General features: G+C 46.7%; 26 protein-coding genes. 25 read left to right on the top strand and 1 reads right to left on the bottom strand.

The genetic code is table 11. The features are described 5' to 3' along the window. Positions 1-84: 84 nt before the first annotated feature. From PLA01S_RS19195 to PLA01S_RS19090, 22 genes are all read left to right on the top strand, one after another. A complete protein-coding gene (locus tag PLA01S_RS19195; RefSeq protein WP_127593678.1) occupies positions 85-486 on the top strand; it encodes a NusG domain II-containing protein in 402 nt (133 codons plus the stop codon). Between the two features lie 272 nt (positions 487-758). Next, entirely contained in the window at positions 759-884 is a 126-nt protein-coding gene (locus PLA01S_RS32850; protein WP_272868157.1) for a hypothetical protein, read from the top strand. A 4-nt stretch (positions 885-888) separates the two neighbouring features. Next, positions 889-1,518, top strand: coding sequence for a P-loop NTPase family protein (locus PLA01S_RS19190; RefSeq protein ID WP_127593578.1), 630 nt, complete (start codon positions 889-891; stop codon positions 1,516-1,518). Positions 1,519-1,535: 17 nt separating this feature from the next. Continuing rightward, positions 1,536-1,877 carry a DUF3139 domain-containing protein gene (locus PLA01S_RS19185; protein WP_127593577.1) on the top strand — a complete coding sequence of 114 codons (342 nt, stop codon included), beginning with the start codon at positions 1,536-1,538 and terminating at the stop codon, positions 1,875-1,877. Positions 1,878-1,925: 48 nt separating this feature from the next. Next, complete coding sequence (locus tag PLA01S_RS19180) at positions 1,926-2,471, top strand: GNAT family N-acetyltransferase (protein WP_127593576.1); 546 nt, start codon at positions 1,926-1,928, stop codon at positions 2,469-2,471. Positions 2,472-2,604: 133 nt separating this feature from the next. Beyond that, positions 2,605-3,249 (top strand): hypothetical protein, encoded by a 645-nt coding sequence (locus PLA01S_RS19175; RefSeq protein WP_127593575.1) that lies wholly within the window; start codon positions 2,605-2,607, stop codon positions 3,247-3,249. A gap of 1 nt (position 3,250) precedes the next feature. Further along, positions 3,251-3,787: a ribonuclease FAU-1 family protein gene (locus PLA01S_RS19170; protein ID WP_164817470.1), complete on the top strand. Its 537-nt coding sequence runs from the start codon at positions 3,251-3,253 to the stop codon at positions 3,785-3,787. Between the two features lie 35 nt (positions 3,788-3,822). Further along, positions 3,823-4,380 carry a GNAT family N-acetyltransferase gene (locus PLA01S_RS19165; RefSeq protein WP_127593573.1) on the top strand — a complete coding sequence of 186 codons (558 nt, stop codon included), beginning with the start codon at positions 3,823-3,825 and terminating at the stop codon, positions 4,378-4,380. A gap of 11 nt (positions 4,381-4,391) precedes the next feature. After that, entirely contained in the window at positions 4,392-5,138 is a 747-nt protein-coding gene (locus tag PLA01S_RS19160) for a GNAT family N-acetyltransferase (protein ID WP_127593572.1), read from the top strand. 219 nt (positions 5,139-5,357) lie between these two features. After that, entirely contained in the window at positions 5,358-6,071 is a 714-nt protein-coding gene (locus PLA01S_RS19155; RefSeq protein ID WP_164817469.1) for a class I SAM-dependent DNA methyltransferase, read from the top strand. Positions 6,072-6,074: 3 nt separating this feature from the next. After that, positions 6,075-6,554 (top strand): GNAT family N-acetyltransferase, encoded by a 480-nt coding sequence (locus PLA01S_RS19150; protein ID WP_127593570.1) that lies wholly within the window; start codon positions 6,075-6,077, stop codon positions 6,552-6,554. Positions 6,555-6,607: 53 nt separating this feature from the next. Then, entirely contained in the window at positions 6,608-7,264 is a 657-nt protein-coding gene (locus tag PLA01S_RS19145) for an HAD family hydrolase (protein WP_127593569.1), read from the top strand. Between the two features lie 25 nt (positions 7,265-7,289). Continuing rightward, positions 7,290-7,874 (top strand): GNAT family N-acetyltransferase, encoded by a 585-nt coding sequence (locus PLA01S_RS19140; RefSeq protein ID WP_246059665.1) that lies wholly within the window; start codon positions 7,290-7,292, stop codon positions 7,872-7,874. A gap of 9 nt (positions 7,875-7,883) precedes the next feature. Then, complete coding sequence (locus PLA01S_RS19135; protein WP_127593568.1) at positions 7,884-8,117, top strand: hypothetical protein; 234 nt, start codon at positions 7,884-7,886, stop codon at positions 8,115-8,117. 27 nt (positions 8,118-8,144) lie between these two features. Continuing rightward, complete coding sequence (locus tag PLA01S_RS19130; RefSeq protein ID WP_127593567.1) at positions 8,145-8,843, top strand: YjjG family noncanonical pyrimidine nucleotidase; 699 nt, start codon at positions 8,145-8,147, stop codon at positions 8,841-8,843. A gap of 142 nt (positions 8,844-8,985) precedes the next feature. Further along, positions 8,986-9,633, top strand: a complete 648-nt coding sequence (locus tag PLA01S_RS19120; protein WP_127593566.1) for an HAD family hydrolase — start codon at positions 8,986-8,988, stop codon at positions 9,631-9,633. 332 nt (positions 9,634-9,965) lie between these two features. Next, positions 9,966-10,583: a YqaA family protein gene (locus PLA01S_RS19115; protein ID WP_100537708.1), complete on the top strand. Its 618-nt coding sequence runs from the start codon at positions 9,966-9,968 to the stop codon at positions 10,581-10,583. Further along, positions 10,584-11,120: a phosphatase PAP2 family protein gene (locus tag PLA01S_RS19110; RefSeq protein WP_127593565.1), complete on the top strand. Its 537-nt coding sequence runs from the start codon at positions 10,584-10,586 to the stop codon at positions 11,118-11,120. It begins immediately after the preceding gene. A 22-nt stretch (positions 11,121-11,142) separates the two neighbouring features. Next, positions 11,143-12,384 (top strand): MGDG synthase family glycosyltransferase, encoded by a 1,242-nt coding sequence (locus PLA01S_RS19105; protein ID WP_127593564.1) that lies wholly within the window; start codon positions 11,143-11,145, stop codon positions 12,382-12,384. 18 nt (positions 12,385-12,402) lie between these two features. After that, a complete protein-coding gene (locus tag PLA01S_RS19100) occupies positions 12,403-13,038 on the top strand; it encodes a DedA family protein (RefSeq protein ID WP_127593563.1) in 636 nt (211 codons plus the stop codon). Between the two features lie 172 nt (positions 13,039-13,210). After that, a complete protein-coding gene (locus PLA01S_RS19095; RefSeq protein ID WP_127593562.1) occupies positions 13,211-13,576 on the top strand; it encodes a glyoxalase superfamily protein in 366 nt (121 codons plus the stop codon). Continuing rightward, entirely contained in the window at positions 13,573-14,481 is a 909-nt protein-coding gene (locus PLA01S_RS19090) for a hypothetical protein (protein ID WP_127593561.1), read from the top strand. Before PLA01S_RS19095 ends, PLA01S_RS19090 begins: the two co-directional genes overlap by 4 nt. 111 nt (positions 14,482-14,592) lie before the next feature. On the opposite strand, the gene pdxR is transcribed toward PLA01S_RS19090, so the two are convergent. Continuing rightward, the gene (gene pdxR, locus PLA01S_RS19085) at positions 14,593-16,017 is read right to left on the bottom strand and encodes a MocR-like pyridoxine biosynthesis transcription factor PdxR (RefSeq protein ID WP_127593560.1); all 1,425 of its coding nucleotides are present in this window, start codon (positions 16,015-16,017) and stop codon (positions 14,593-14,595) included. Between the two features lie 114 nt (positions 16,018-16,131). On the opposite strand from pdxR, the gene PLA01S_RS19080 reads away from it, so the two are divergent. The 3 genes from PLA01S_RS19080 (at position 16,132) to PLA01S_RS19070 (ending at position 18,855) form a co-directional block, all read left to right on the top strand. After that, on the top strand, positions 16,132-17,112 hold the full coding sequence (locus tag PLA01S_RS19080) for an aldo/keto reductase (RefSeq protein WP_127593559.1): 981 nt from the start codon (positions 16,132-16,134) through the stop codon (positions 17,110-17,112). Positions 17,113-17,171: 59 nt separating this feature from the next. Beyond that, positions 17,172-17,696, top strand: coding sequence for a YfiT family bacillithiol transferase (locus tag PLA01S_RS19075; protein WP_127593558.1), 525 nt, complete (start codon positions 17,172-17,174; stop codon positions 17,694-17,696). Positions 17,697-17,853: 157 nt separating this feature from the next. Next, positions 17,854-18,855, top strand: a complete 1,002-nt coding sequence (locus tag PLA01S_RS19070) for a Gfo/Idh/MocA family protein (RefSeq protein ID WP_127593557.1) — start codon at positions 17,854-17,856, stop codon at positions 18,853-18,855.

The following is an 18,855-nucleotide window of genomic DNA, read 5'->3' as shown; positions in this document are numbered from 1 at the left end:
CGAATGTGACAAAATTCATTTCGATGGTTTCGTGCATCGTTCATACTTAGGTTCGAAAGACTGTGCATGTCAGGAGGGAGCATGTTGTCCAGAATAAGACGCGGAGATATGATCCTATTTGCCTTGATCCTGATCCTTGGATCCTTCACGGGTCTGCAATGGTGGAAACATAGCCATGTGGATTATCAGCAAGGACAACTGCAGGCCTTGATTACGGTGAATGGCAAAGAATACGAAACCGTCCCGCTGACCGGAGACGAGCGTATCATTGATATTAAGACGAAGTTTGGACACAATACGCTGAAAGTGTATGACTACGGGATCCAGATGATCTACTCGGATGCCCCGAAGAGAATTGCACTGGATATGGGATTTATCTCGGAACCCTATCAGCAGATCATCTGCGTACCGACCAGAGTCGTGGTCGAGGTGTTAGTTCCCGAGCATGAACAGCGTGAGACGGAACTGGATGCCGTGGTGGGCTAAATTCTGGTTAAGAGAGGGATGACTTTCATAAATTTTATAAAGAACCGGGGGTTTTTGCCGGTTCTTTTCGTTATTTAAGACAATAGGCGTGAATGCAAGGCTAGCGTAACTTTTTAGCTGAAAGGATAGTTATAATTAGAGAGGAAATGAAGCCATGTAATAATTATTGATACGCTGCGGATAAGAAAAGCGCTAAAGGCAAGAGGGATTACATGTAGAAGCGTTATGGTCGATTGAAGGTCTGCAGTCATAGCGGTAAAGGTGGGGAGAAGATGGATATGATCGCGCTGATATTGATTGTAGGCTTTTTATTCGTTGTGGTATATTTGAGGGCGATCTGGAACGTATTGCTGGACATTCGAAACGAGTTAAGAAACGATAGTGATAGAGGGGCATGATTAGATGATGAACGAGAAAAAAGACTATTCCCACGTATACTGGATCGGAGGCTCCCCCTGTTCAGGCAAATCCACGATTGCCGATAAGATCGCGAAAGAGTACGGCTATACCTACTATCAATGTGATTTGTTCAACGAGAAGCATGTGAACGCATCCAATCCGTCTGAGCATCCCACGATGTTCCGATTGAAGGATATGACCTGGAATGCGTTGTGGTCACGACCTGTAGAGCAGCAGGTCCATGAAGAACTGGAGTTTTATCGCGAGGAATTCCGGATGATTGTGGATGATGTATCGGCCATGCCGGACACGAGCCCTATCATTGTTGAGGGCGCAGCCCTTTTGCCGGAAAAAGTAGCGCAGCTGGTATCCAGCCCTCATCAGGCGATATGGCTCGCGCCGGTACCGGATTTCCAAAAGGAGCATTATGCGAAGCGGGAATGGATCCACGATATTCTGAATCAATGCGATGATCCCGATACCGCGTTTCAGAATTGGATGGGACGAGATATCGGTTTTGCGGCATATGTGGCCAAGGACGCCATGGAACGGGGATTCAAGGTTATATTCGTGGACGGAAGCAGAAGCATTCAGGAGAACTACGAAGAGGTTAAACGGCATTTTAATCTATGAAAATAGCAGGGAATATAATGAAGAAAATCAGAATTGCCTTATTGGTTTTGTTAGTTCTTGTGCTTTTGTCTCCCTTTGTGTACGTGCAGGCGAACAAAATGATCTACGCTAAGAAGGTGAATGCCTACCTGCTGGAAGAAGAAAGTTACAGCAAGGATGAGATACAGTCGGTACAAGGCGTCTGGGGGGTTAAGCTGCCTCCCTTTTATGTCGTCGTGGTGTTCAAAAACGAGCCTGATGTCGAATATATTTATTTTGCCCATGATACGATTATGCAGTTTGAATACCGATTGACTCCAGAAGGGAAAGCCCGTGGAATTACCCGATCAAAGCTAAAGCATTATATCCCAAGGGACTGATATGGTATTATCTGATTTCAGTTTAAGTTGTTCAGGGGGGAGCATAGCATGTCCATTACGCTACAAACATCACGTCTGCAGTTGAAGACCATGGATCGGGACCGGGCAGCGGATGTGGTGGATTTTATAGTCAGGAACGATGAGCATTGGAAGGTGTGGGAGCCCGCTAGAGAAGCTGAGTTCTATACCATGGATAAGCAGGCGGAGATTCTGGCTGCGGAGAGTCGAAGCATAGCTGACGGATCTCTGTTCAAAGTATGGCTGCATAAAGATGATGAAATCATCGGTTCGATTGCGATCAGCAATATCGTTCGAGGCGTTTTTCAATCGGCACTTGTGGGGTACAAGCTGGCTCAGGCACATACGGGAAAAGGGTATATGACCGAAGCGCTACGGGCCGTGGTCGCCTATTGTTTTGATACGCTGGAGCTGCACCGGTTGGAAGCTAACATCATGCCAAGGAATAAAGCTTCGTTGAATGTAGTGAGACGACTAGGCTTCTACGAAGAAGGACTGGCCATCAAATACCTGAAGATTAACGGCGTCTGGGAAGACCACCTCCATATGGTTATCCGCAATGAACGGATGGAGTAAACGTATGGAAACGAAAGGTATATACTTCAATGGTTTCTAAGACAAACCGATCATCAAGACCCAGATCTGAGATGGGAGCATTTGGTGTGCTGGGTCTTTCTCACAATTACGATAAGTTCAGGAGGTTATCGCTATGCCGTGGCCTATGGTCCATTTCGGGGTTGCCCAGAAGCTGGGCGGACCGGAGCCGTCCTCGCATTTGCTGATAGGGAGCATCGCTCCGGATGCCATTCATGTTAGAGGCAAAATCACGAGAGAACAGAAAGGGATTACGCATCTGGTACGTGACGGAAGGCTGCCTGATGCAAACCTCATCAAGGAGAACTATTTGCATTATCTAAATCTGAAGCCGGAGAAGGCATGGAAAGAATATATATACGGTTATTTTGCGCATATCTACACAGATCTGCGATGGGTTCAGACGTTGTACGCTGATTTTAAGAAAGAAAACATAGATGACAAAGATAACATAGGATATACATATAACCAAGAGGTCAGTCAGCTTGAATTCGAATTGAAACGATCACAGCATGGGACAGGCTCCATGTTGAATAAACTTAAGGATTCGGAAGGGCATGCCATGCCTCCTTTTGTTGAGAAGTCAGAGGTGGAGCAATACCGCACGATCAAATTAGAGTGGCTGTTGGATGAACGTAATGAGCCGAAGATTGAGCTGATTTATTTTACCTTAGATAAAGTGGAAATGTTCATACAGGATGTAGCTGGCGAGTTGGCTACATTATTCATCCCTTCGGGGATTTATCCACAAGGAGGTTAAATTGAAAAGAAAATATGCTGACCGGATCGATTGGCGAAGAGTCGTAAGCAGAAATTTCAAGTGTGTATTCATTGAGGAGCAGGATTTCAAGGGATATGTTACTTTACTTACCCTTCATCAAGTAGAGAAAAAGTTATTCGTTCAATATCAGGATGAAGAATTGTGCATCGCAGCTGACGGGTACTTTTGGCTTCAGCAGTTTCCTGTGAATTCCAACTTCTGTGTGACCACGATGTTGAACCAAAACCATGAAGTGCTGCAACGGTATATCGATATTTCTAGGTCGAATGGAGTTAGTGACGAGGGAATCCCCTATTGGGATGATCTCTATCTGGATGTTATTGTGCTTCCAGACGGAAACTTTTTCATTCAAGATGAAGATGAGCTTGAGGAAGCCTTACACCAAGGGCATATTGAACGCGAAGATTATAGGCTGGCTAAAGAAACGGCGGCAAAGATCATATTGGAAATCCGGTCTGGAGAAAACCACGTAATCAACAGTAGTATCAGGCAATTTCAGCAATTGATCAACCTCTGAGCTTATTGTAATTGAAGATACAAGGAGGACTTCTCATGCTTCAAGTAGAAGTTAGGCGACCCAATCGCGGCGATATAGAGGCGATGGAGCATTTTTTCAGGCTCGTGATTACCGACACTTTTGCCAAAGAAGGCTTGGCAGATTTACTGGACGACATTGAGTTGGAGATTGAGAGCAAAAGAAGGTGCTTGAACGCAGATCTGGATACGGACGGAGAGCAGAGATACTTTCTCATCGGACTACTAGAGAACCACATTGTCAGCTGCATCGAGTTTGGACCATCCAATGCATTGATCCGGGAAGCTACTCATGGCGAATTGCGTGATGTGGTTGAAATCGGAACGGTATTTGTTCATCCGGATTGCCAACAGCAAGGGATCGGAAATCTAATGTTAAATGTCATGTATCTTACGCTTCACAATAAGGGGCTGCCGGAATTTTGTTTGGATAGCGGATACTCTCGTGCACAGAAGATATGGAAGAAGAAGCTGGGTGAACCCGATTATATCCTTCAGGACCATTGGGGGAGTGGAGCAGACCATATGATATGGAAAAGAAGGCTCGCGGAAGTTCCTGTTATATTCAGATTGTAGGAGTGGTATACGTGCATAAGAGAATCGAAGAGCTTACCTTAAACGCTTGGCCAGCGCTCCAAACCTTGACACAGCATGGATGGCTGTTACGATTTGCAGACGGCTATACAAAGAGATCCAACTCCATTCACGCTCTCTATACGGAGCCTTCCATAGACCTTTATGGCCAGATTGAACAATGTGAGCGTTTATATGTTAAAGCTGGGCTTGACGTCGTATTTAAAATCACACCATTCAATCCGCAGGAACTCGATCCTATTTTAGAATCCAGAGGATATACCGTACTGGATCCTACCAGCCTCAGAGTGTTGGATCACCTGGATGATATTGAGCCTCCATCTCATGAGGAAGTGAAGATCGAAGAAAAGCTGACCGATGAATGGCTGGATGTGCTTACGGACATAACGGGAATTTCCGACAGGAACAAGGCTGTGAAAAGAAAACTGTTTAACTATTCCGTGATACAGTATGGATTCTTCATTCTATATGATCAAGCTGAGCCTGTAGCATGCGGGATCGGAGCTTTGGAGCAGGGCTTTGTAGGAATATATGATTTGGCTACCGCTCCGGCATATCGAAATCGCGGGTTCGGCAAACAGTTACTGTTACATATTCTGCATTGGGCTAAGAAGAATGGAGCCACGCGCAGCTATTTGCAGGTGGTACAGCATAATCTTGCGGCAAGCCGGTTGTATGATTGTCTTCAGTACAAAGAGATTTATTCCTATTGGTACAGACATAAGCGTATCGAAGGGTAAGGACATATAACCCAATCCATGGATGTTGTTGATCTGCCGCTTGCATGACAAGGGGTTACTCAATCTGATGAACAGTTGTATAATCATGGAAGAAGCCTTGCATGGATGACCTGACGATAAGAGGGTGCTATCTAAGTGGGTTCTTTTTAGTCAACGAACGATGATTTGGCTGCAGATACGACGTGAAGGTTGCTTACGATGCAGGAGGTTGGTGAACCCATGTTTGATTTATCGTCGAAATATTATGACGTGATCTACAGCTTCAAGGATTATGAGCAGGAAGCGCAGCAGGTCCGGGAATATATTAAAAGACAGGGTAGGGATTACCGGACCCTGCTTGACGTTGCCTGTGGAACCGCGGAACATGCTTTTTTCTTAAAGCAGTACTACGCGATTGATGGTATCGATCTAAATCCCGTATTCGTCTCGATAGCGAAGTCAAAAAATCCTGAGGGTGATTATTCGGTTGCCGACATGACCCGCTTTCGCTTGGAACGGAAATATGATGTGATCCTGTGTCTATTCAGCTCCATCGGATATGTGAAAACGCTGGATCTGTTGGTGCAAACCCTTAAGCAGTTTAAGGAGCATCTGAACGAGGAGGGGGTCATTCTGGTTGAGCCGTGGCTTACACCGGATGTCTGGACCACCGGAAGAGTGGACACGATCATGACCGAGTGTCGCGGGATTCACATGAGCAGGATGTCCCATTCGGACCGCGAAGGCGATATTTCGATCATGAGATTCGAGTATTTGTTTGGAAGCGAGCATGGAATCGAGCATTATACGGAGGAGCATCATATGGGACTCTTTACCGTGGAAGAGATGATCAAGGCTTTTCAGGAAGCGGGACTGGACGTGGAGCACGATCCGCAAGGCTTGATTGGAAGAGGCATGTATATCGCACGAAATACGTTGTTAGGAGGAGCTTGAGAAATGTACATCCATAGGCCGCTGGCGGACGAGGATTTGTCAGCGATATGCAGCTTTCCTCAAACGCCGGAAGAACTGTTTTACATGAGTCCCAAATCAGAGTTTCCTTTGACTCCAGAGCAAATCTTGAGTTTGCTCGAAAACCGATATGATCCCACGGTTATTGTTGAAGAATCTACAGGGCAGGTTGTCGCTTACGCCAATTTTTATGAGGATATGGATCAATCTCTGTGGCTCGGCAATGTTATTGTTGCTCCGTCGCATAGGGGAATGGGAGCCGCGCAGAAGCTGTTACAGACTATGATGGATACAGCCAAAGAGAAGTATGGAATGACTTGCTTTTATCTTAGCTGCCATAATACCAATTCCAGAGGTCTTGTGTTTTATCATAAGCTTGGATTTGAGCCCTTCGATATCCGTATTACGACGTTAGATGATGATCGGAAAATGATTACCATTCAGATGAGGATGAATTTGGTCTGAGCGGGACGGGTATAGTCGAGTTCTTGAAGCAAAGGTTGAAAGGGGAGCGAGGTATGTCCACCATTCAGGCGGTGCTGTTTGATTTTGATGGGACTTTAGCAGATACGTTGCCGCTTTCGTTTAAAGCGTTCCGGGCGGTTTTCTTGAAATATGAAGACAAAATGTTGACGGATGCGGAAATCGTGGAGACCTTTGGGCCAACGGAGGAAGAGATTATAACTAAATATCTCTCGAATCCAGCCCATGTTGCCGAAGCCGTAGAATATTATTACGAAGTGTTTGAGAAGGATTTTCAGAAGCATGTACAGGTGTCGGCAGAGATCCAGAATCTAATCTCGAAGTTGTGGGATTTACATATACCCATGGTCATTATTACGGGCAAGAGCAGAAGGTGCCTGGATATATGTCTTAGAAATCTGGAGTTGGACGGTTTTTTTACCGCGACCATCACGGGTGATGAGGTTGAACGTTCCAAGCCGGACCCGGAAGGGATATTCAAAGCCGTTCAATTGTTGGGTTTGAGCACATCGGACGTGGTTTTTGTCGGCGACAGCGATGCCGATATAGCGGCAGGTAAATCCGCTCAGGTGCTCACCATTGGAGCGCATTGGTTTGATACCGTGCAGAACGCACAATTTGGCGTTGAGCCCGATGATATTTATACTCGGCCCGATCAGCTGATAGCTCTCGTCATGGGGCAGGAGAATTGAGCCGAATGAATGCAGGAGGACTAAATTGAACAATAAGACAAATATCGATTCTCAAGGAATGCCCTTCACCATTGAATGTGAGGACATCCTGCTCAGGGAGTATAAGGTGGAAGACCTTGATGCGATCTTTAAGATCACGCACGAACCGGAGATCAGACAGTTCCTCCCCGGTTGGGATGTATCGAGGGAACAACGACTTGAATGGTTAACTAACTATGAGATTGTGGAGAATCGGCAGTTCTTGCAGGCCGTTCATGACGGCGGGGATGTGGGGCAGCTGCGTCTGCGGCTAGCCATAGTCTTGAAAGAAACAGGCGAATGTATCGGCTGGTGCAATACAGGTCCTAAGGAAGAACTGCCCCCGCCTAATAGAGAGATCATGTACGGAATTTCCAATCGGTATTACAATAAGGGATACACAACGCAAGCTGTACGGGCATTAATTCAGTTCTTGTTCCGGAATACAAAAGAGCTCGAGCTAAGTGCTGTAGCCGTCGTTCATAATCATGCCTCCAATAAAGTGATCCAAAAATGCGGGTTTACATATATGGGCGAAATCGAGCTTGAGCAGGAGCGGCATCATCTCTATAAACTCCGCAGAGAGAGTTAAGGAGGTATTATGAAACAGCTTGCCTTGGGTGCGGGAATCTTCATTTTGATTGAATTGCTTCTAACTATGCTGTTTGCAGTAAATGAATGGATCATGATGATATTAACAGCAGGGGCAATCATTACGTTGTTGGTGTTAATACTCGTTCGTCTAACGGAGCTGGTAAAGAGCAACAGGGATCATCTAGAGGACAAAAGAAGGCAGAAGATTAGGGAATTGAATCAACAATCCAGTTTGCAATGAGTTAAGCAGCATGTAAGGAGGGCAGCCGTGCGTTACAACGTTATTTTATTTGATGCAGATGAAACATTATACGACTACGCCAAGTCGGAGGCTTTTGCGTTATCCGGTGTTTTTGGCGAGATTGATCAGGAGTGCACGGATGCCATCGTAGACAGCTATAGACGCATTAATCAGCAGTTGTGGAGTGATTTCGAGCAGGGGGAGGTTACACAACGTGAATTGCGTACTGCCAGGTTTGACCGGCTGTTGGCAGAACACGGCATTAAGTGCGCCTTGGACGCTGATGCCTTTAGCGATGTTTACATAAAATATTTAGGGCAAGGCTCCTTTCTGATGGACGGGGCGGAAGAGCTGTGCAGTCAACTGGCCGAACGCGGCCAACGAATGGCTATCATCACGAACGGAATTAAGGAAGTGCAGTTTAACCGAATCAGCCGGTCGCCGTTATGCAACTCCTTTGAATGCATCATTGTTTCGGAGGATGCCGGGTCCCAAAAACCTCACAAAGGGATATTCGATTATGCCTTCGATAAGTTGAATCACCCCGACAAGAAGGAGGTTCTCATTGTCGGCGATTCGTTAACTTCCGATATACAAGGAGGCATCCATTACGGGATTGATACCTGCTGGTATAATCCGCTGCGCAAGGCAAACCCGACATCTATTCAACCTAAGTATGAGATTCATTCGCTTATGGAACTGTACGATATTATTTCATTTGAGTGATCGCTTTGTATCCTGTACCCGATGCGGCTTCGTCGAAGTATTCAATCCCGATGTGCTCAGAGGCCATAAATCCGGAGTGCTGGGAACGGTACTCGATATAATCTGGCGTTAACAAAAAACATTTCAACAAAGGAGTTTGAACATGATACAGGCATTTATCTTTGACATGGATGGAGTCATTATTGACAGCGAACCGCTTCACTTTGAAGTCGATATTCAGGTGATGAACGACTACGGATCGGCGATAACTCATGAACAGCTGGAGAAATATGTAGGCATGACCAATCCGGAGATGTGGGCAACCATTAAAGACGAACATCAGCTTACCCAATCCGTTTCGGAAATCATTGAATACCAATTGTCCAATAAAATCGAAATACTTACCTCACGGGAAATGGAGCCTATTGATGGGATACGGGAGCTCCTTGCGGAGCTTAAGGCACGTAACATACCGGCAGCTATTGCATCATCATCGCCACCTGTATTTATTTCGGCCGTCTTGCGTAAGTTCGATCTCTTGGAACATTTTGAATGCGTAGTGAGCGGTGAAGAGGTGGAGAAGGGAAAACCGGCCCCGGATGTATATCTTAAGGCGGCTGAATTGCTCGGTGTGGATCCGGAGCATTGCATGGTGCTTGAGGATGCCCGGCATGGCGTGGCCGCAGCGAAGGCGGCTGGCATGACATGCATCGGCTTCGTGAACCCGAATTCGGGGAATCAGGACTTATCGCAGGCCGATCATGTGGTAAACTCGATCCGAGAAGTCGCGAAAATTTGTGAATTTGAATAGTTTCATGGTCTTGGAGCAGGGCAGTTTGGCCGCACATTGCGGCTAAGCTGTTTTTTTGTTTTTGATCCAAATGGTTATAAACTCAACTTATTGATCATAAAACTCGTTTATACTATATCTACTATATTATATCTACTATTAGTATCTAGACCTAAGTCTAGGTTAATTATCGTCTGAAGACGGAAGGCATCCTTCTCCGATCATGATATCCTTGCTTTAACATGATGTGGGAGAGGAATGTGAACGGATGATTTCGAAATTGAATTTGACCAACGATATCGCACAATATACGGGCTGCCAAGTGTGTAGCCTAGCAGAGGAGACAAGGCCTGATGGATTTTTTACGTAATTTGGGCGATATCGGATTATTTATTCATGCTATGATCGATGCGATTATTTTTCCGATTCCGGCGCTTTTCTCGCAATTGTCTTTAAGTGCATTGAGTCCGGACCGTGCGATCTGGCTCGCCACGATCGGATTTGTCGGCTGCCTGATCGGGACGCCGATCGGTTATGGAATCGGCAAGGTTTCCGGAAATTTGGTCTTAACCAAGATCATGAAGAAAAAATGGTACGATTCCGCCACGGCGTTGTTTACCAAGCATGGCGAAGCTGCTATCCTTGTCGGTGCGTTTACACCGATACCCTTCAAAATTTTCACCATTCTATCCGGCTGCATGAGTTATCCCTTATGGAAACTTCTCAGCTACGCTGCGATCGGACGCGCCGTGAAGTTCTATACCGTAGGTGTGCTGTTCTACGTATATGGCCGTGCGGCAGAGAATATGGTGGACAGCGTACTTACGATTATTTTGTTGTCCGTAGGTGCCTTGATTGGAGGAGTCTGGCTGACGGTTCGCTTTATCAAGAACCGCAGGAAGAAACGTTCGGAGGTCCCTGTCGTGCAGGGTTCAAAAGATTCAATTGATGTAACGGCAGGTGAAGAATGAATGATAGAGCGATTACGAAGATTTGATCACCGGGTATTCGTCTGGTGCAACCAGACGATCAGCAACAGAGCCTTTGATCGGTTGTTCGGCGGAATCACCCATCTCGGTGGAGCCACCTTTACGATTCTGACCGCCCTGCTCATCGCGTGGGCTGCATTTGAAGCATGGGATATAACGGCATATCAGAGTGCCATAGCATTAACCGTTAGCCATCTGATTGTTGTCCTCATCAAGAAGATCGTCAGAAGAGATCGTCCGTTCCGGGTTCTGGAGCAGGTGAAGATCGGAAATTTTCCATTGAAGGACTACTCCTTCCCGTCAGGACATACCACGGCGATCTTTGCCGTCATTACACCGCTGTTGTTTCTGGTATCTCCGCTGCCGACGATACTGCTGCTTATCTTGGCTGTGCTGGTCGGTTTATCCCGTGTATATTGGGGATATCATTACCCAACCGATTGCCTGGCAGGCAGTCTGATTGGATTCGGTTCTGGATGGCTGGTCGTATACCTGATGCATGTCATTGGAATCACATAACGTTAGATAAGGAGTCATATTCATGAGATCCATATATGAGCAAAAAATCATCATATTAACCGGAAGTCTGGGAGAGGGTCACAACCAGGCATCAAAGGCCATTGTGGAATCAGCTAAAAGAAACTACCCTCATCTGCGCGTTAAGGTCGTTGATTACATGGAGTTAACCCATCCACGGCTGCATGTGGCCGGTCAGTTTTTCTTTGTGCAATGGATGAAGCATTTTCCATCCGTTTACGGCTATTTATTCCAAAAAACGCGCGAGGAAAACACGCTCATCCAGATGCTGAAACGCTTCAGCACCTTCAGTCTTCACAAGCTCAGCACGATGCTGGAAACGGAAAATCCGGCTATCGTGGTCAGTACGTTTCCGCCGGCAGCAGCGGGCATGTCTCTGCTGAAAGCGATGGGCTTCACAAATGTGCCGACGGCAACCGTCATGACGGACCATACAGATCACAGTTACTGGATACACTCTCATACGGATTATTACATGGTTGGTTCCGATGTGGTACAGGTTGCATTGGAGCGCAAAGGCGTGCCAAGCGAAAAGATCTCCGTGACCGGCATACCCGTCAATCCCATGTATAGTCAACCGGTCGATCCGGAACGGCTCCGAGCTAATTATGGCTTGCGTCCATCCGAGCAGGTCGTGCTGATCATGGGCGGTGGAGAAGGGATGATCGATAAAGAAATTATCGAGCTCTTAAAATCAAGGGCATACCCGCAGGGTGTTCGGTTTATAGTCGTGTGCGGCCGCAACGTGAAGTTATATCAAGCGCTGCTCGTAGAATTTTTAGATCATCCGCAGATCACTGTCATGGGTTATGTGGATCGTATGCATGAATTGATGGCGATAGCGGATCTAATGGTAACAAAGCCGGGAGGACTCACGATTTCCGAGGCATTAACGATGGAGCGCCCGATGCTGCTAGTGAACCCCCTGCCAGGCCAAGAGCAGGATAATGCGGACTACCTGGTTGGAATAGGCGTGGCACGTCAAGCCATGGCCGGTGAATTGAAACACCAACTGCTGACATTAATTACGAGCCCGTCCTTGCTGCAAGAGATGAAACGGCGGGCGGCCATAAACACGCATAAAGATTCGGCTTTGCTGGTCCTGACAAGATTGATGGATATTCAACAGAATCAGCGCATTTCTGGTGAATGGTCTGAAGATATGAATCTAGTGCCCTACGAAGTGCTGAACAGAGAAGTTTATGTAAATGATGCTCTACAACACTACTATGACAGTTATCGGTAAGACGAAGGAGTTTTCCCCATGAATTTGTTTGAATTGGTTGAGCGGTTGTTTGAACAATACGGTTACCTGGTGTTATTGATTGGGCTCCCCCTTGATTTTATTGCTCTTCCAATTCCTCCTGGAAACAGTACCTTAACCTATACCGGGTTTTTAACCTATAAAGGAATCATCGATATGGTTCCGGCAGTTGGATCTGCTTTTATGGGAGCGGCCATGGGGTTGACCATTACCTATATCCTGGGATACAAGCTGGGGATGCCGCTTATAGAGCGCTATGGAAAATGGCTGTTTATCAAGCCGTCCCTTGTAGAGAAGACGCAGGCTTATTACAACAAGTATGGAAATAAGCTGCTCATTATTTGTTTTTTCATCCCCGGGGTCAGGCAATTTATCGGGTATTTTATCGGCATGATTCGGGTTCCCTATCGAACGGTGTGGCTGTATGGATACACAGGCGTGGCTGCATGGGTGCTGGTCTTTTTCAGCATAGGTTTCATATTCGGAGAACAATGGCAGTACATTCTGAATGTGGTTGAACATTATTTGAAGGTGATTTTTATTTGTCTGGCTAGCTCATTTCTCGTTTTGCTGGTGTGGAGTCGTGTTAAACGCGAGAAAGCCAAGAAGCTGTCCAAAGTGACCCGGAATGAATAGTTATAAATGAAATGAATATTTGTCAAAGAGGGCCCGGCAGCGTGGTTATGGTATCTGTGCTGGGTTTTTATGATTTGAACAAGCCTTGCAGAGTTTATGATATATTCTAAATAAGTCAGCAGCACATACATAATGAGTTTGAAAAAATACGGGATGTAGTAGGGGGCAGATGATGAGCAAAATCATACCATTATTCAGGGTATTCGATGAAACGAAGGCAAGGGAGTTCTATATTCAATATCTTGGTTTTACCTTGGATTGGGAACATCGGTTTGATGATTCGGCACCACTCTACATGCAAATAACAAAGGATTCGTTAACGATTCATTTGACGGAGCATTACGGTGACTGTTCCCCAGGAGCAGCCATTCGCGTGGAGATGGCAGGGATTGAAGATTTTCACAAACAGCTGTTAAACCAGAACTATCCGTATTCCAGGCCTGGAATCGAGATCGCCCCATGGAACAGCAAAGAGGTATGTGTTACGGATCCATTCGGCAACCGAATCACTTTCTACGAGGAGTTGGAATCCAAGTGAAGAAGCTAAACCAGATTCGATTTGAACAAGCCAGGCAATATATGCTGCACCAGGCCAGGGACCTTGAACGGGCATTGTTCCGGTACGAATTCGAGGACGGGGCATTTACGGACGTGTTAACTGAGCTTGCCAGCTATCAGAACGAGGACGGTGGATTTGGCCATGGACTTGAGCCCGATCTTCGCTGCAAAGAGTCATCTGCTCTGGCAACAACCAGAGCGCTTGAGATTCTTCGGTTGAATCCAGATCACCCGGAGCGGAACGAACAGGTTATATCCGCGTTAAAGTATCTTGAGCATTCTTATATGCCAGAACGGTCAGGGTGGGACATTATCCCTAAGGAAGCGGAGCAGTCTCCCAGGGCGATATGGTGGCAGTACGGTGCCTTCAAGGATCATTGGGGAAATCCCAATGCGGATATCATGGCCTATTTTATCGACGAGCGGGAGTTATACCCTTTGGAATCATTGGAATCAAGGATTGAATATGCTGTGAACTACCTGAAACAATCCAGCGATCTTAAAGAAATGCATGAATTGTTTTGTTATTTGCGCTTGAACGAAAGATTGCCGAAAGAGCAGGCGTCCGAGATCGGAGAAACACTTGAGGCCTTCATGGATAACTGTATAAGCAGGGATCCTGGCAGCCGCGAGGGATACGGAGCAACGCCTCTCAGTATTATAGATTCTCCGATTTCACCTTATTTTGCTAAATACCAGGAGCTTCTGCCGCTGGAACTGGATTTGCTCATAGAGGATCAAGGGGAAGATGGTGCCTGGGAGCCCAATTGGAGCTGGTATCAATACGAAGAGGTATGGCCGTTGGCCAAGGAGGAATGGAAGGGCGTTCTGACATTGAATGCACTTCGGACGCTGCGTAATTTTGAAAGGATTGCGGGAGATTGACAGCGGATTTCCTGGATAAAACAGAAATGGCTCGGTTCGCATACAGCGGACGAGCCATTCTTAATTAGTAGATGGAAGAATGAATCTGTCTAAAATCCATAATGTGTCCATTCACGTAGAAGTCCTGCAAGAGGAAGCAAATAAATAAAGCCGGCGTAATCCTTCCTCGATCTCTTCTAAAGACAGGTTTCCATATCCTAACACGATACTTGAACGGTGGGGGCTAGAGGATGAGATCCTGTAATTCGATACAGGCTCAACACGGAACCCGTAAGAAGCCGTGTCATTCCATGGAAGAAGGGCGTAGGGTTCCGGATGGAAAATAATCTGAAGATGCATTCCCGCATCATCGCCGAGAATGGAAATATCCTGTCCAAATAAGTACTGAAGCCGCTCCGTCAATGCATTACGTCGTTTTTTATACATTTTCTTCATCGTATGGATATGTCGTTCCAGATGCCCGTCCAACATATATTGGCTTAATGCTTTTTGAATGATGTATGGGGTATGTAAATTCAGTTTATCTTTCATTTCGGCAATGGTATCGGTTAGACTCGGCGGAACAATCATGAATCCGATCCGAAGGCTGGGCGACAGCGTTTTGCTGAACGTTCCCACATAGATCACTCTTAAAGGGGACAGCGTCTGTAGAGGAGGCACAGGAATTCCTCGAAGCCGGAACTCGCTGTCATAATCATCTTCAATAGCGAAAGAGTCGGCTTCCTCCAGCATCCGAATGACCTGATGTCTGCGCTGAATGGATAATACGCTGCCGGTTGGAAACTGATGTGATGGGGTTAATAAAACCAGATGACTTGGTGTGATACTTGCCAAGGTATCGACGCGCATTCCGCTGTGATCAACCTCAACCGGAATAAGATTATAGTTCATCGTCTGAAAAATATCCCGGGTAATATCGATTGTCGGGTCTTCGATATAAATGGAATGAAATCTGGAAGATAACGATCTGGCAAGAAGGGAGAAGCCTTCAGTGGCACCGGACACAATCACAATTTGTTCGGGTGAGCATTGAATGCCTTTAGCCCGGAATACATAGTCGCAAATCGCAGAGCGAAGAGCCAGATCACCTTTGATGTGACCGTAATCAGGGTCTTCATATTCGGAAGATTCAGCTGCTTCTTTCAAATACTTGGCCCAGATGTGTCTTGGAAACATGTTCTGATCGGGAACACCCGTCGCAAAATCAATAACGTGTTCATGTCCAGTTGTGATCTGCCTCTGGATCGACTGCGTGCTCGAAGGTGGAGCGGTACGCGGATTGGGAGAGGGGAGGATACCTTCCGCTACATAGGTGCCTGATCCTATCCGTCCTTCCAGATATCCTTCAGCCGTCAGCTGCTCGTATACCTCAATGACGACATTACGCGCAATCCCCCATTCTTTTGCCAGAACGCGTGTCGGAAGCAGACGTGTTCCGGCTGTCAGCTGTCCCGCTTCGATGATCCTTCGCAGCTGCTGACAGATCTGACGGGTTACGGGCAGATTAGATTCACGGTTGATATAAATGCCGTACATCGTATCCCTCCTCTAACATTGGTTCCTCCAAAACAGGAATCATTGGATCTCATCACGAGCCATTTTCCTTATTATAATGGTGGACGAAGCGATAAGAAAAGGGAGGAAATAACAATGAACAGAATGTTAGGCAGATCGCAAATATCGGTAAGTCCGCTCGGTTTGGGCTGCTGGGCCATAGGCGGTAAATTTACATTGGACGGCTTGGCGGATGGATGGGGAGAGGTGGACGAACGCGAATCTATGGCGGGAATTCATGCCGCATTGGAAAGAGGCGTTAACTTTTTTGATACGGCAGATGTGTACGGAACGGGGCATAGTGAACGGGTCTTGGGCCAAGCGCTAAAGGGAAGACGGCAGGAAGCGGTGATAGCCACCAAATTCGGTTATACGTATGATGAGTCAACAAAGGAAGTTTTCACTCGTCACAATGTAACAGCGGATTATGTTCGCAGCGCGTGCGAGCGATCACTTCAACGCCTGGATACCGATTATATTGATGTCTATCAAATTCATGTAGGCGGATTAAGTCTTGGCGAGGTAGAATCAGTGATTGATACCTTGAACGGTCTTCGTCAAGAAGGACTGATCCGTGCGTATGGCTGGAGTACATGGGATGTGGCCAATGCCGAATTATTCGCTCAAAAGTCGGAAGCAGCGGCAATCCAACACGTGCTGAATGTTCTCAGTGACGACAAGGAAATGCTTGCCCTTTGCGAGCGATACGGTTTAGCAAGCATCAATAATACACCTTTGGCTATGGGACTGTTAAGCGGGAAGTTTAATCATGACTCCAGATTCAGTGATCAAGATGTCAGGGGGAGCGGTCACGATTGGGTTTCCTACTTCAAGGACGGTAAACCCGTACCGTCGTTCCTGACTAAACTTGAGGCGGTCCGGGAGATTTTAACCAGTGAAGATCGGACTTTGGTTCAAGGGGCGCTGGCATGGATTTGGGGAAGAAGCCACGCGGCGATCCCGATTCCAGGTTTTAAAACGAGGAAGCAAGTAGAGGAAATAACTGGAGCCGTTGCTTTCGGACCGTTATCGAACGGACAAATGAACGAAATTGAAGAATTATTGGGCTCGTTGTAAAATGCTAATATCATTACATACGAGTTATGCAAAAAATGATGGTCAAGGAGTGAGGGAGCATGGATTTGAGATACCCGATAGGACAATTTGAATGGGAAGGGCAATCGACGCCTGAACAAAGGGAGATCTGGATTCAAGAGATTAAGAGCCTGCCGGAGAAACTGAGGGCGGCAGTCCAGGGACTGAGCCAGGAGCAGCTGAGTTTGTCTTATCGAGATGGAGGCTGGAGCATCCGACAGGTCGTTCACCATCTGGCAGACAGTCATATGAACAGCTATATCCGGTTCAAACTTGCTTTAACGGAAGACAATCCGACGATTAAACCGTATGACGAGCAGAAGTGGGCAGCCCTCCAGGATTCATTGACACTGGAAGTTGACGCATCGCTTGTATTGATTGATGGCATACACGCCAGATGGGCCGCTTTATTAGACATCATGAGTAACGAAGACTATCTCAGAACGTTCTATCACCCCGAGAACCAGCAAAAAACCAGCCTGGAATACGCCACGGGCATGTACGCCTGGCATGGGAAGCACCATACTGCACATATCACATCGGCAAGAGAACGATTGAAATTGTAGTTGTTACACATCCTACTCCGTCACCTGGCGGAGTTTTTTATGTGTCACCATGTCGTGATATCTAACTTGATTGTCGCAATTTTACACTGTGAATCGGGCGGTTCGTGTGATAGATTAATGGCATGATGTCTTAATATTAGATACTGAGGTGACGAGAATGATTAGAATCGGAAAAATTAGTTATTGGCATGTGCACGCTTGGGATTATACGAAACAAGCACAGGAGCATCCGGATGCCCAAATCGTAGCGGTATGGGATGAGAACCCGGAGCGCGGAAGAGAAGCTGCGGAGAAGCAAGGCGTACCTTTTTATGAGTCCCTGGATGACATGCTGCAAAGTGACGAGATCGATGCCGTGATCGTGGATGCACCGACATCCATGCATAGAGAAGTGATGTTGAAAGCAGCGGCAGCAGGCAAACACATTTTCACGGAAAAAGTAATTGCCGCCACCCTTCAAGAGGTCAACGATATCATCAATGCCGTGAATGAGAACCAAGTCAAATTCACGGTATCGCTACCGCGACTGAATGACGGCTACACCTTGGCGATCCGTGAGGTATTGCAGCAGGAGCTGCTCGGCACCGTAACACTCGTTCGCGTTCGCTTATCTCATAATGGCGCGACTGCCGGTTGGCTGCCTGAGCATTTCTACAGCTTGGAGGAGTGCCGCGGAGGCGCCCTGATCGATCTGGGCTGCCATCCGATGTATTTGACACGCTTGTTCCTCGGTGAAGAAGCGGTTGATGTCCATGCGAATTTCGGATACATCACGGGTAAAGAGGTGGAAGACAACGCCGTTGCTACCCTCTCTACGGCTACAGGGGCTGTCGGTGTGGTAGAAGCCGGATTTGTTAACAGCTTCTCACCATTTACGATTGAAATTCATGGTACGGATGGTACGATCCTGTACGGTACGCCGGATAGCAAACTTCTGATTCGTTCAACGAAAAAAGAAGAGTACAAGGATGCTTGGGTTGAGCTGCCGGTACCGGCGAATCGTGCAAGTGCATTTGAACAATGGATTTTCCACATTCAAGAAGATACCATTGCAGAGGAAAATATCGCATATGCGGTTGAACTAACCAAACTGATGGAAGCATCCAACCGTTCGGCCAAAGAGCATCGCGCCATTCGTCTGGATGAACTGCAAGCATAA

This window comes from Paenibacillus lautus NBRC 15380, from assembly GCF_004000945.1.
Classification (GTDB): Bacteria; Bacillota; Bacilli; order Paenibacillales; family Paenibacillaceae; genus Paenibacillus_AQ; species Paenibacillus_AQ lautus.
This window is presented reverse-complemented; position numbering and strand designations above follow the sequence as displayed.